General features: G+C 41.9%; 13 protein-coding genes. All 13 read left to right on the top strand.

Annotation, left to right across the window (positions count from 1 at the left end; genetic code table 11):
• Positions 1–16: 16 nt before the first annotated feature.
• Positions 17–2,047: a flagellar biosynthesis protein FlhA gene (flhA, locus tag N1I80_RS16125; RefSeq protein WP_340738867.1), complete on the top strand. Its 2,031-nt coding sequence runs from the start codon at positions 17–19 to the stop codon at positions 2,045–2,047.
• A complete protein-coding gene (gene flhF, locus N1I80_RS16120; RefSeq protein WP_340738866.1) occupies positions 2,047–3,159 on the top strand; it encodes a flagellar biosynthesis protein FlhF in 1,113 nt (370 codons plus the stop codon). Before flhA ends, flhF begins: the two co-directional genes overlap by 1 nt.
• On the top strand, positions 3,152–4,018 hold the full coding sequence (locus N1I80_RS16115; RefSeq protein ID WP_340738865.1) for a MinD/ParA family protein: 867 nt from the start codon (positions 3,152–3,154) through the stop codon (positions 4,016–4,018). The genes flhF and N1I80_RS16115 overlap by 8 nt, the downstream gene beginning before the upstream one ends.
• 1 nt (position 4,019) lies before the next feature.
• Positions 4,020–5,168: a protein-glutamate methylesterase/protein-glutamine glutaminase gene (locus tag N1I80_RS16110; RefSeq protein ID WP_340738864.1), complete on the top strand. Its 1,149-nt coding sequence runs from the start codon at positions 4,020–4,022 to the stop codon at positions 5,166–5,168.
• Between the two features lie 13 nt (positions 5,169–5,181).
• Positions 5,182–7,239 (top strand): chemotaxis protein CheA, encoded by a 2,058-nt coding sequence (locus N1I80_RS16105; protein ID WP_340738863.1) that lies wholly within the window; start codon positions 5,182–5,184, stop codon positions 7,237–7,239.
• Positions 7,240–7,255: 16 nt separating this feature from the next.
• The gene (locus tag N1I80_RS16100; RefSeq protein WP_340738862.1) at positions 7,256–7,723 is read left to right on the top strand and encodes a chemotaxis protein CheW; all 468 of its coding nucleotides are present in this window, start codon (positions 7,256–7,258) and stop codon (positions 7,721–7,723) included.
• The gene (locus N1I80_RS16095) at positions 7,713–8,345 is read left to right on the top strand and encodes a chemotaxis protein CheC (protein ID WP_340738861.1); all 633 of its coding nucleotides are present in this window, start codon (positions 7,713–7,715) and stop codon (positions 8,343–8,345) included. Before N1I80_RS16100 ends, N1I80_RS16095 begins: the two co-directional genes overlap by 11 nt.
• Position 8,346: 1 nt before the next feature.
• The gene (locus tag N1I80_RS16090) at positions 8,347–8,841 is read left to right on the top strand and encodes a chemotaxis protein CheD (protein WP_340738860.1); all 495 of its coding nucleotides are present in this window, start codon (positions 8,347–8,349) and stop codon (positions 8,839–8,841) included.
• A gap of 169 nt (positions 8,842–9,010) precedes the next feature.
• Complete coding sequence (locus N1I80_RS16085) at positions 9,011–9,793, top strand: FliA/WhiG family RNA polymerase sigma factor (RefSeq protein ID WP_340740067.1); 783 nt, start codon at positions 9,011–9,013, stop codon at positions 9,791–9,793.
• Positions 9,790–10,098, top strand: coding sequence for a hypothetical protein (locus tag N1I80_RS16080; RefSeq protein WP_340738859.1), 309 nt, complete (start codon positions 9,790–9,792; stop codon positions 10,096–10,098). Before N1I80_RS16085 ends, N1I80_RS16080 begins: the two co-directional genes overlap by 4 nt.
• A gap of 5 nt (positions 10,099–10,103) precedes the next feature.
• Positions 10,104–10,607, top strand: coding sequence for a DUF6115 domain-containing protein (locus N1I80_RS16075; protein ID WP_340738858.1), 504 nt, complete (start codon positions 10,104–10,106; stop codon positions 10,605–10,607).
• Between the two features lie 142 nt (positions 10,608–10,749).
• Positions 10,750–11,472 carry a 30S ribosomal protein S2 gene (gene rpsB / locus N1I80_RS16070; RefSeq protein ID WP_340738857.1) on the top strand — a complete coding sequence of 241 codons (723 nt, stop codon included), beginning with the start codon at positions 10,750–10,752 and terminating at the stop codon, positions 11,470–11,472.
• Between the two features lie 125 nt (positions 11,473–11,597).
• A complete protein-coding gene (gene tsf / locus N1I80_RS16065) occupies positions 11,598–12,482 on the top strand; it encodes a translation elongation factor Ts (protein WP_340738856.1) in 885 nt (294 codons plus the stop codon).
• The last annotated feature ends 133 nt before the right edge of the window (positions 12,483–12,615 follow it).

Below are 12,615 nucleotides of genomic sequence, written 5' to 3'. Positions count from 1 at the left end.
AGAAAGTAGGGATGACATGAGAGTAAAAGAAATAGGCGTGCTTGCAGCAGTCATCATGATTGTCGCGATGCTTGTCATCCCGCTTCCGACTTGGCTTCTGAGCTTCCTCATTATCATCAATATTACATTGGGGTTAATGGTGTTAATGACGTCTATGAATATGAAGGAAGCGTTGGAGTTTTCTATCTTCCCAACATTAGTACTTCTTTTGACATTATTCCGGCTTGGATTGAACGTTTCTACAACGAGGGCTATTTTATCGAATGGAGATGCAGGGGGCGTTGTTGAAACGTTCGGGACATTCGTAACAGGCGGTAACATTATAGTTGGCCTCGTCGTCTTCGCAATCCTTGTACTTATCCAGTTCCTTGTTATTACAAAAGGGGCGGAGCGGGTATCTGAGGTTGCAGCGCGCTTTACGCTTGATGCGATGCCTGGTAAGCAGATGAGTATTGATGCTGATTTGAACGCAGGAATGATTTCTGAAACAGAAGCACGTACGCGTCGTGAAAAAGTCAGTAATGAAGCTGACTTCTACGGTGCGATGGACGGGGCAACGAAGTTTGTTAAGGGAGACGCGATAGCCAGTATTATCATGGTCATCATTAACTTGCTTGTTGGAATAATTATTGGTGTTGTCCAAATGGGACTTCCTTTTGGAGAAGCAGCTGTGCTCTTTTCACAATTGACTGTGGGAGACGGTATTGTATCTCAAATACCAGCCCTGCTTATTTCAACTGCAACAGGGATTGTTGTCACACGAGCAACGTCTGAGGGGAATCTTGGAGATGACATTGTTAAGCAGCTTCTTGGACAAACGAAGCTATTGTACATGGGTGCTGCGACTGTCTTGTTACTTGGTCTTGCTACGCCTATCAACGACATGCTGACAGTTCCGATTGCTGCAACACTTGCCTTAGGTGCCTTTGTCATGTCGCGTAAAGCTGAAGAAGATCCAAAGGAAATGTTGGAAATGGAAGAGGATACCGAAACGGAAGGCATGAAGAGTCCAGAAAATGTCGTCAATCTTCTCAATGTCGACCCAATCGAATTCGAATTTGGCTATGGACTCATCCCGCTCGTTGACGCGACACAGGGTGGGGATTTACTCGATCGGGTCGTCATGATTCGTAGGCAGCTAGCCATTGAGCTTGGTCTCGTCATCCCGGTAGTTCGTATTCGAGATAACATTCAATTACAACCAAATGAGTACAGAATCAAAATTAAGGGAAGTGAGTTAGCAAGGGGAGAACTTCTTCTTGACCACTATCTTGCAATGAGCCCTGGTGGCGATGATTCGATTGAAGGAATTGACACGATTGAGCCGTCATTTGGACTTCCTGCTAAATGGATAGCTGAGGATGTTAAAGAAGATGCGGAAATCCTTGGTTATACCGTTGTCGATCCACCAAGTGTTGTATCGACACATCTGACAGAAGTGATCCGTGCGAATGCGGCAGATTTGATTGGCCGTCAAGAAACGAAACAACTTGTTGATCATGTGCGTGAAACATTCCCGATACTTGTTGATGAGCTGACACCTACACCGTTGTCCATTGGTGAAATTCAAAAAGTATTGGCGAAATTATTGAACGAGCATGTTTCGGTTCGAAATTTACCAATCATCTTTGAAACGCTAGCGGATTATTCGAAATATACATCAGATGTGGATGTTTTGACGGAATATGTCCGGCAGGCTTTGGCAAGGCAAATTACTACTCAGTATGCATCAACGGGTCAATCACTCAAAGTATTGACGGTGTCTGGTAAAGTGGAGAAAATGATTGCAGATAATATTCAGCAAACAGAGCAAGGAAATTATTTATCAATCGATCCAGGGCATTCACAAGAAATTCTAGAATCGATTGCAGGAGAAGTAGAGCGCGTCGCATTGATGGACCAATCTCCGGTCGTTCTTTGCTCGCCGGCAATTCGAATGTATCTAAGACAAATTACTGAGCGATATTTCCCTCAAATCCCAGTATTGTCGTATAATGAACTTGAGGCATCCGCTGAAGTTCAAAGCGTCGGGGTGGTGGATATCTGATGAAAATGAAAAAATATACTGCTGAAACAATGGTTGAGGTTATGAAGAAAGTGCGTGCTGATTTTGGTGACGATGCTATTATTCTTAGTTCAACTGTCGTCAATACAAAAGGATTTCTTGGTTTCTTTAAGAAGAAATCTGTAGAAGTTGTTGCAGGCTTTGATGAACCGGCTCCGAAAATGGAAGAACCGGTTCTTCCATTTTTAGAGCCACACTTTGAAAGTGCTGATAAGGCGTCTATGGAACTAAAGCAAGAAATGAACGAGATGAAAAAAATGTTGAAGGATATGCAGCAAGTCGCAAGACAATCACGTTTTCCAGATGAGTTGAAACCATTGCTAGCACATCTTGACAAACAGGGCTTGTCTACGAGTTCCGTCACGCAAATTGGGGAAGAAATTTATAATCGCATGAAAGCCGAGAAAAAGGATTTTACCCAAGAAGAGCAATTGTTCATTACGCAGCAATTATTGGAGAGAGAAATGGAGGACTTGCCGTTTGGGGGCATATCTTTCAATAAGAGATACATTAATGTACTGGGACCAACTGGGGTTGGGAAAACCACAACAATCGCCAAGATTGCAGCTAGGGCTCTTCTCGAGAACAAGAAAAAAATCGGTTTTATCACGACGGATACATATCGAATTGCGGCAATTGAGCAGCTTCGGACATATGCTAATCTTTTGCAAGCGCCTGTGGAAGTTGCTTATAACAGTCGAGATTTTGAAAAAGCAATCGATAAACTTGCTGATCGGGATATCATTTTCATCGATACAGCAGGACGGAACTACAAAGAAGTAAAATTTGTAGAGGATTTGACGAAACTGATTGATTTTTCGTTAGATATGGAATCATTCCTTGTTCTTTCGATGACGTCGAAAGAACAAGATATGAAAATCATTGTAGAACAGTTCAATCAGTTTTCAGTCGAAAAGTTTATTTTTACGAAAATGGATGAAACAAGCTCCATTGGTCCAATGTTTAATTTAATGAAGGATTATCATATCGGAACTGCCTATTATACGGATGGTCAAGAAGTACCAGAAGATATCACTGAAGCGGACAGTAAGAAATTGATTTCATTACTGCTAAAAGGTGCCTATAATGCGTGATCAGGCGGAAACACTTAGACTTAAGATGTTGAAGTCCCAGGGGGAACTATCAAGATCGATTGCGATTGTTAGTGGAAAAGGTGGTGTTGGGAAATCCAATTTCTCAACGAATTTCGCCCATGCATTACTTGCACAAGGTAAGACAGTGATGATTGTCGATATGGATATCGGAATGGGCAATATTCATATTTTACTAGGCATGGCACCACGCTATAGTTTAAAAGATTATTTAGTTAGCAATGAAGAGCTGCACGAGGTTATTAATGAAACATCCGAGGGGTTACATTTTATATCCGGAGGCTCCGGCCTTGATAATGTATTGGAATGGTCAAAGGAAATGTTTGAACGATTGATCCAAGCATTTGAATATTTGCAACAAAAATACGATTTCATCCTGTTTGATATGGGAGCAGGGGCGACACAACGGTCAATCGAATTGATTGTTGCAGTCGATGAAATTATCGTCATTTCAACGACTGAACCGACCTCAATTACAGACGCTTACTCGATGATGAAGTTTATTTATTTACAAGATTCTGATAAGACCTTTCACATGGTTAGCAACCGCGTTTCAAAAGGTGAAGAGGGTAATGAGGCTGTCAAAAGACTTCAGTATGCTATGCAGAAATTTTTGGATAAAGAGACTAAAATTCTGGGTTTTCTACCTGAAGATCCAACAGTCCATAAGGCGGTTATTGCACAAAAACCATTTTTATTGCTATTTCCGAATGCTCCCATTTCAAAAAGGATGATGTCAATCGCCGAAACTTTTGTTGGGGCAAATTCCAGTGAGGGCTTCAAACAAGGAGAAGGGTTCCTCGGAAAATTGAGAAACATATTTACGAAAGGACGTGGATGATTTGGGTGCAGGCAGTCGAAAGAAAGCGCTTGTTGTAGATGATTCAGCGTTTATGCGTAAGCTTATTTCTGATTTCCTTTCGGGGCATCCCGAAATCGAAGTGATCGGAACTGCACGCAATGGAAAAGAAGCAGTTGACAAAGTACGAACATTAAAACCAGATGTTGTCACAATGGATGTCGAGATGCCAATTATGAATGGGCTTGAAGCGTTACAAGAAATTATGGCCAAGCATCCAGTACCTGTCGTTATGTTATCCAGTACGACAAAAATTGGTGCGGAAAATACAATGCTGGCGATGGAATATGGTGCTGTTGACTTCGTTGCAAAGCCGGGTGGGGCAATATCTTTAAACCTTCATGAAGCGAAGGAAGAGATACTAGAAAAAGTGATTGCGGCTTTGGGCGTCCGTATGTCTACGCTAACACGAAAGGTGCCTAGTCAACATTTAGCAATGCCAACTGTGCGGAAAACCGTCAATCGTCCGGTTGAATCGAAAGTTGAGTTACCACCTGCTGAGGGTCTACAACGTCAGGTGATAAGCACATCGAAGAATAAAATTTCCAAAGTAGGTAAGACATTTGTTATAATAGGTACATCGACAGGGGGACCACGGGCACTGCAAGAAGTCTTAACGGGTATACCCGCTTCGATTGGCGTTCCAATCCTCGTTGTTCAACATATGCCACCAGGCTTTACAAAGTCCCTTGCGGATAGGCTGGATGGCCTGTGTGACATTCATGTTAAAGAAGCAGAAGATGGTGAGCTTCTCGAAAATGGCACAGCTTATATTGCGCCAGGAGGCAAGCATCTTAAAATGAAAAAGAACGGCATGAATTATTTTGTGAAACTAGACGCCGTCGATCCACCTCGTATGGGCCACCGTCCATCCGTTGATGTCCTGCTTGAGTCGGCGGCAGAAAATACGGATGTAAACTACTTGACAGTCATTATGACGGGTATGGGCTATGACGGAAGAATTGGGATGGAAGTGCTACGGAGAAACGGTAGAACAGTCACAATTGCTGAATCGGCCAAGACATCCGTCGTTTACGGTATGCCGAAAGCCATAAAGGAAGCAGGACTCGCCGATGAGGTAGTAGATTTGCATGACATATCAGAATCGATATTGGAAATCATAAAGTCATAGAGGGGGCGTCACGATGGATACAAATCCATACTTTGAAATGTTCATTGATGAAAGTAAAGAACATCTACAATCATGTAACGAACACTTATTAGAACTAGAAAAAAATCCGCAGGACCTCGCAATTGTCAATGAAATATTTCGGTCTGCACATACGCTAAAAGGAATGTCCGCAACAATGGGCTACGAAGACATTGCGGATCTTACACACATGATGGAAAATGTTTTGGATGCAATCCGAAATGCTAAAATTCCTGTTACAACTGAAATTTTGGATGTTGTTCTTCAAGCAGTTGATTACCTTGAAGAGATGGTCATGGATCTAGCGGCTGGTGGAACAGGCAAAAAAGATGTACGTGAACTTGTCGAATCACTTAATCGAATTGAAGCGGGCGGGTCTGCTATTGCTGTGTCGGCTGCGGAAACTGCGGCAACTATTGTTGTAGAAGAGAATAGTGAGAAAGTCGAACTTAGCTATGATGACTATGAAATGACAGTCATTAGCCAATCCTTTGAGCAGGGCTTCAATGCGCTTGAGATTACTGTACAATTGCGAGAAGATTGTGTGCTAAAAGCGGCAAGGGTATTTATGGTATTTGGCATACTTGAAAAGGTCGGCGAAATAGTAAAATCTGAACCGAAAGTGGAACAACTTGAAAACGAGGAATTTGGTGAAACGTTTACTGTAGCATTGATTACAAAAGAAGATGCGAACACATTGCAGGGGAAAGTGATGAAAGTATCTGAAGTGGAATCCGTCACGATTACTGTACTAACAGATGATTATTTAGCGAATGGAAAACGTGCTAAAGAAGACGAAGCTATTAAAGCGATAGAAACGGCAATTGTTACTCAAAAAGGACCAAGTGTGCAGCAAGAACAAACGGAACAAAAAGGGAAACGCAATACAGGGGTACAGTCAGGTAATAAGACAATCCGCGTTAATATTGACCGACTTGATATTCTTATGAATTTATTCGAAGAGCTAGTGATAGATCGCGGAAGGCTCCAATCGATTGCAAGTGAGCTCCATAATCCTGAATTGAATGAGACAGTCGAGCGTATGACGCGCGTATCAGGTGATTTACAAAGTATCATTTTAAACATGCGAATGATTCCAGTTGAAACAGTCTTCAATCGTTTTCCAAAAATGGTTAGACAGCTGGCACGTGATCTGGATAAGAAAGTGACGCTTGAAATTATTGGTGCTGAAACAGAACTGGACCGAACAGTTATCGATGAAATTGGTGATCCGCTTGTCCACTTGATCCGTAATGCACTCGATCATGGAGTTGAGAGCCCGGCAGAACGTCTTGCAAAAGGTAAGCCTGAAGAAGGTACTGTCACGCTTCGTGCTTATCATTCAGGAAATCACGTATTTATCGAACTTGAAGACGATGGAGCTGGCGTAAGTCGTGAGCGTGTTATTGCTAAGGCGATTGCGAATGGTGTTGTCACAGAAGATATAGCGAGAACAATGACAGACCGTCAAGTGGCGGAGCTTATTTTAGCATCTGGTTTCTCAACAGCTGAAAAAATCTCAGATGTATCTGGACGTGGTGTCGGGTTGGATGTTGTTAAAAACACGATTGAATCACTAGGCGGCTACATTTCTATTGATTCGACGGAAGGGCAAGGTTCTCTCTTCCAAGTTCAACTACCTTTAACATTGTCGATTATTTCGGTAATGCTAGTAGAACTAGAGAAAGAAGTGTACGCCATCCCACTATCATCAATCATTGAAACAGCTATCATTCAAAAATCAGATATTTTGAATGCACATAATCAAAAAGTGATTGACTTCCGTGGTAATATCGTCCCGCTTGTCTACTTAAAGGAAATTTTTGAAATGCCGGAACAACATGATGAGTCTGATGAATTCCAGTCTGTCGTCATCGTCCGTAAAGGTGAAAAACTAGCAGGATTAGTGGTCGACTCCTTCATCGGTCAACAAGAGATTGTCTTGAAAACCCTTGGGAATTACTTGCAAAGTGTCTTTGCGATATCTGGAGCAACAATTCTTGGAAATGGACAAGTTGCACTTATTGTCGATTGCAACTCGTTGATTAAATAGGAGGGAGTGGAAGGTCATGACTGAAATGCTCAATCAAAAAGAAATGAAAGTAATCGTTTTTCAATTAATGGATAAAGAATATGCCATCAGTGTGGATGTTGTCCAGTCAATCGAGAAAATGCTGTCTATTTCCCGCGTTCCGAAAACTCCATCTTATGTAAAAGGAGTGCTTAATCTTAGAGGTGTTGTTACACCAATTGTCGACTTACGTGCGCGGTTTGGACTGGCAGGGAAAGAGATGGATGACAGTACAAGAATTATTATTGTTACGCTAGAGGATTATGATGTTGGACTTATCGTTGATGCAGCAAATGATGTACTCGACATTCCAGTAGAATCGATTGAGTCGCAGCCAGAAGTTGTAGGCTCCGTTGAGGTAGACTTCATTTCAGGTGTAGCAAAAGTAGAAAAGCGCCTTCTTGTTATGCTAAATTTGGATAAAGTACTAGAACCTATTAAGCGGGTGACTTCAGATGACCTCTGAAAGCCCAATTACGGATATGCATCTTGATGTCTTAAAGGAAATTGGTAATATCGGTGCGGCGCATGCCGCAACTTCTCTATCACAGTTGCTGGACCGTAAAATTGATATGCATGTACCGAATGTCAAGCTCGTATCATTTGATGAAATGTTTGATTTAGCGGGAGGGGCAGATGCGATTGTAGCGGGTATATTCCTTCGAATAGAGGGAGATTTATCCGGGAGCATGTTTTTCGTTCTGTCCTTGGACTCCGCGAATCACTTTATTAGAAGATTAATAGGGGACGAGACATTCGATTTCGGTGCCTCTTCGCTTCCTGACATTGGCATATCTGCTATGCAGGAGCTTGGTAATATTCTCTCAGGTTCTTATTTGTCTGCGCTATCTGATTTTACAGGTTTGAAAATCTATCCAACGGTACCTTCATTAAGTGTGGATATGGTTGGAGCCATCGTTAGCTTTGGACTGATTGAAGTTTCCCATTACAGCGATGAGGTTATCGTCATTGATACGCAGATTCGTGAAGAAGGAGAGAATGGCAGCACAAGTATTGACGGTCATTTTTTCTTACTGCCAGATCCTTCATCCTACATTACGATTTTTAAATCACTGGGCGTGATGTAAGATGGCGTTGCTGAAAGAGGTAGTCAGGGTAGGCATTGCAGATATGAATGTAGTTAAGGAACCCATGACAATCCGCACATCGGGGCTTGGTTCCTGTGTGGGTGTCGTATTATACGATGAAATGAAGAAGATTGCAGGCTTGTTACATATCATGCTTCCAGATTCTAATCTCGGCAAATCCACTCAACTGAATGTAGCCAAGTTTGCGGATACGGGTATTTATGCATTGATGGAAATGCTCAAAGCACAAGGTGTTAGGCCGATGTCATTAAAGGCGAAAATTGCAGGTGGTGCCCAAATGTTCCAATTTGGCTCGAGCGATACGATTCGGATTGGTCCAAGGAATGTTGAAGCAGTGAAAAAAGAATTGAAACGCTTGTCTATCCCAATTATCGCTGAAGATACAGGTGGATCAAGTGGTCGTACAATTGAATTTGATCCTGCAACAGCTATCCTTCATGTGCGTACGGTGAATCAAGGAACGAAAGAACTTTGAGCCTCGCATGAGGACCTACATACAATCTAAATCTAGTAGATTATACTGTCTGGTAGCTAGGTCTAAACAAAAAAGTTGGCGGCTGATCGGTTCAGTCGCCTTTTTTCGCTGTTATTTGCTATAATAGGAAGTAATTATGACGGAATCATCATGGAGAGTGAGGGATTCGATGTCGAAACAGGATTTGATGGAGGAAGAAACATGTTGGGACCTGTGGATTCGTAATCGCGATCCTGATGCGGGAGATATACTTGTTCAAAGATATACCCCACTTGTCACTTACCACGTGCAACGGATTAGCTCAGGATTGCCACGGAATGTTTCCCGTGATGATATTATGAGTCTTGGACTTCACGGTTTATTTGACGCTTTGACAAAATTTGATCCGAGCCGGGATTTGAAATTCGATACGTATGCTTCCTTCCGCATTCGAGGAACAATTATCGATGGGTTAAGGAAAGAGGATTGGTTACCGCGCTCTTCGAGAGAGAAATCTAAAAAACTTGAAGATGAAATTACCAAACTAGAACAGAAATTACTGCGCCACGCAACACCGGAGGAAATTGCAAGTCATATGGGAATGAGCGTCGAGGATGTGTACCAGACTGTTCATGAACATTACTTTTCAAACGTTCTTTCCATCGATGAAAAGATCAATGATGATGACGATGATGGACAGAAATCATTTGTCATAAGAGATCAAGCATCAAAAACGCCGGAACAGCGGACGATGATGACTGAGTTGATTGGCGACTTGGCCGCCAAAATTAAAGAACTGAATACCAATGAGCAGCTTGTCTTGAATCTTTTCTATACGGAAGAAATGACGTTGACAGAAATCGGTGAAATTCTGAGCTTGTCTACTTCGCGAATATCTCAAATCCACTCTAAAGCATTGTTCAAACTTCGCAAGCTATTATCATCTGAAATAATAGATGGAGGTATCTTATGAGTTTAAAAGGGATTGAACTACAAATTGCGATACCGAAGACGTTCGATATGGGGAAAATAGCGGAACAGAAGCAGCAGCAGACACAATTGAACCAAGATCAGGCTGCCGCTCGTATGGAACAGCAAATGATCAAAAATAGTGAGACTGTCTTGGAATCAGAGGAGTACGCCAAAATGGATCCTGACGCCGAGCAACGTGAAAAAGAACGTGTGGAGGAAGAGGAACGACAACGGCTACAGAAAGAAGAGGAGAAGAAGAATACAGTGCATCCTTATAAAGGCTCATTTGTTGACTTCTCAGGGTAATCAAAATGATATGGATAGTTGTAGCGGCGTTATTTATTGTACAAATCATCAGTTTTTACTTTTTAGCATTGCTGTACACAAAAGTATCAAAATTTGATGATCTTGAAAAAAAGCAACGTAAACTTATGGTTGAAATGGATGATTCAATTGGTGCCTATTTGTCTGAATTGAAAGATGAAAATGAACGATTAATTGAACGGCTAGCTACCCGTGAGCACGAGTCTATTGCTAAAAAAGTGGATAGTAGTCCGCGAGTTAGCAAGCAGGAGCTTGCTGCAACGGTAGAAGATAGCCAGCCCGTGATACCTGTCCGTAAATCTGTTGTACCCGTCAATCTTGCGCTCAAGTCTTATAATGCGGTAACAACAGCCAAAGAACCAACGTTGATAGTAGATGATGATCGTACAAGAGCTTTGAAAATGCATGATACTGGGCAATCGATTGAGGAGATTGCTAAAACATTAGGCAAAGGTCGGACAGAAGTAGAGCTGATTTTAAAGTTTCGATAAAAAAGTTGCGAAAAAAGAAAGCTTATGGTATATTATCTAGTGGTATTACTACACACGTGTACGGACGATAAGGAAGGTGCCGAAAGGTCACTTTATCGGATGAAGTGCACGGCGGAATCTAACCAAACAGGAGGAATAACAAATGTCAGTAATCTCAATGAAACAACTGCTTGAAGCAGGTGTACACTTCGGTCACCAAACACGTCGTTGGAACCCGAAAATGAAGAAATTTATCTTTGTAGAACGTAACGGTATCTACATCATCGATTTGCAAAAAACGGTTAAGAAACTTGAAGAAGCATATGCATTTATGCGTCAAGTTGGTGCAGACGGTGGGAAAGTTCTATTCGTTGGTACTAAAAAACAAGCACAAGATGCTATTAAAGAAGAAGCTGAACGCGCTGGAATGTACTACATCAACCAACGCTGGCTCGGTGGAACACTTACAAACTTCGGCACGATTCAAAAACGTGTTGCTCGTATGAAACAAATCGAGAAAATGGAAGAAGACGGTACATTCGACGTACTTCCTAAAAAAGAAGTTGGACAACTTAAAAAAGAACACGAGCGCCTAGTTAAATTCCTTGGCGGAATCCGTGATATGAAAGCAATTCCTGACGTTATGTTCGTTGTTGACCCACGCAAAGAACGTATCGCAGTAGCAGAAGCAATTAAATTGAACATTCCACTAGTCGGAATCGTTGATACAAACTGTGATCCAGACGAAATCGATTATATCATTCCTGCGAATGATGACGCGATTCGCGCAGTACGTCTATTAACTGGTAAAATGGCTGACGCTTTGCTTGAATCAAGACAAGGTGAAGACGAAGAGACGACTGAAGAAGCAGTAGCTGCAGAGTAAAATCAGTAAACAACGAGACGATAAGCGGCTTATACCCTTATCGTCTTTTTTAACGAGTGTCTAGGCTCTAAATGCTTGGTACATGCTTAAGAATTGATGACGTACTATTTTAGGAGGAATATAAAATGGCAGTTACAGCTCAAATGGTAAAAGAACTACGTGAAAAAACAGGTGCAGGTATGATGGACTGCAAAAAAGCACTAACAGAAGTAAACGGTGATATGGAAGCAGCAATCGATTTCCTACGTGAAAAAGGACTTTCTAGCGCAGCGAAAAAAGCTGACCGTATTGCAGCGGAAGGTACAACATCTATTTACGTAAACGGAAACGAAGCAATCCTTCTTGAAGTGAATGCTGAAACAGACTTCGTTGCTAAAAACGAAGGGTTCCAAGTACTTGTTCAAGAGCTTGCTGAGCATCTTCTTGCTACAAAACCAGCTTCAATCGAAGAAGCAAGCGAATCTAAAATGTCAAATGGTTTATCAGTTGCAGACCATATTTCAAATGCAGTTGCGAAAATCGGTGAGAAGTTAACACTTCGTCGCTTTGAAATTCGTACAAAAACAGACGCAGACGCATTTGGTCCATACCTTCATATGGGTGGTCGTATCGGTGTTCTTACAATTCTTGAAGGTTCAACTGATACAGAAGCAGCGAAAGATGTTGCAATGCACGTTGCGGCTTTGAACCCGAAATACGTATCACGTGACCAAGTTTCTGCTGAAGAAGTTGAGCGTGAGCGTAAAGTTCTAACTGAACAAGCATTGAACGAAGGAAAACCTGAAAACATTGTAGCGAAAATGGTCGAAGGCCGTATCGGCAAATATTTTGAGGAGATTTGTGTGCTTGATCAAGCATTCGTTAAAAACTCTGATCAAAAAGTCGGTGACTTCGTAAAATCAACTGGTGGTACATTAGTAGAATTCATCCGCTATGCAGTTGGTGAAGGTATCGAAAAACGTGAAGATAACTTTGCGGAAGAAGTAATGAGCCAAGTTAAAGGTAACTGATTTATTTTTGTTCAGCGGATAGTAACATCCGCTGAACAAAAATAAAAGCCTCCGGCAGATGTCACGGATTTTCAGGGGTGCTTTTCGAGCTTGCTCGAAAAAAATCCGGACGCAATCACGCCGAGGCGTGATT

The sequence above is a fragment of the Sporosarcina sp. FSL K6-3457 genome, from assembly GCF_038007285.1.
Taxonomy (GTDB): Bacteria; Bacillota; Bacilli; order Bacillales_A; family Planococcaceae; genus Sporosarcina.
Note: the sequence above shows the minus strand (reverse complement) of the source record. Positions and strands in the feature narration are given on the sequence as shown.

What these genes read in the sequence shown, in the direction of transcription:
- flhA (WP_340738867.1), top strand. Translation starts at nt 17, where the DNA reads ATGAGAGTAAAAGAAATAGGCGTGCTTGCAGCAGTCATCATGATTGTC.
- flhF (WP_340738866.1), top strand. Translation starts at nt 2,047, where the DNA reads ATGAAAATGAAAAAATATACTGCTGAAACAATGGTTGAGGTTATGAAG.
- N1I80_RS16115 (WP_340738865.1), top strand. Translation starts at nt 3,152, where the DNA reads ATGCGTGATCAGGCGGAAACACTTAGACTTAAGATGTTGAAGTCCCAG.
- N1I80_RS16105 (WP_340738863.1), top strand. Translation starts at nt 5,182, where the DNA reads ATGGATACAAATCCATACTTTGAAATGTTCATTGATGAAAGTAAAGAA.
- N1I80_RS16100 (WP_340738862.1), top strand. Translation starts at nt 7,256, where the DNA reads ATGACTGAAATGCTCAATCAAAAAGAAATGAAAGTAATCGTTTTTCAA.
- N1I80_RS16095 (WP_340738861.1), top strand. Translation starts at nt 7,713, where the DNA reads ATGACCTCTGAAAGCCCAATTACGGATATGCATCTTGATGTCTTAAAG.
- N1I80_RS16090 (WP_340738860.1), top strand. Translation starts at nt 8,347, where the DNA reads ATGGCGTTGCTGAAAGAGGTAGTCAGGGTAGGCATTGCAGATATGAAT.
- N1I80_RS16085 (WP_340740067.1), top strand. Translation starts at nt 9,011, where the DNA reads ATGTCGAAACAGGATTTGATGGAGGAAGAAACATGTTGGGACCTGTGG.
- N1I80_RS16080 (WP_340738859.1), top strand. Translation starts at nt 9,790, where the DNA reads ATGAGTTTAAAAGGGATTGAACTACAAATTGCGATACCGAAGACGTTC.
- N1I80_RS16075 (WP_340738858.1), top strand. Translation starts at nt 10,104, where the DNA reads ATGATATGGATAGTTGTAGCGGCGTTATTTATTGTACAAATCATCAGT.
- rpsB (WP_340738857.1), top strand. Translation starts at nt 10,750, where the DNA reads ATGTCAGTAATCTCAATGAAACAACTGCTTGAAGCAGGTGTACACTTC.
- tsf (WP_340738856.1), top strand. Translation starts at nt 11,598, where the DNA reads ATGGCAGTTACAGCTCAAATGGTAAAAGAACTACGTGAAAAAACAGGT.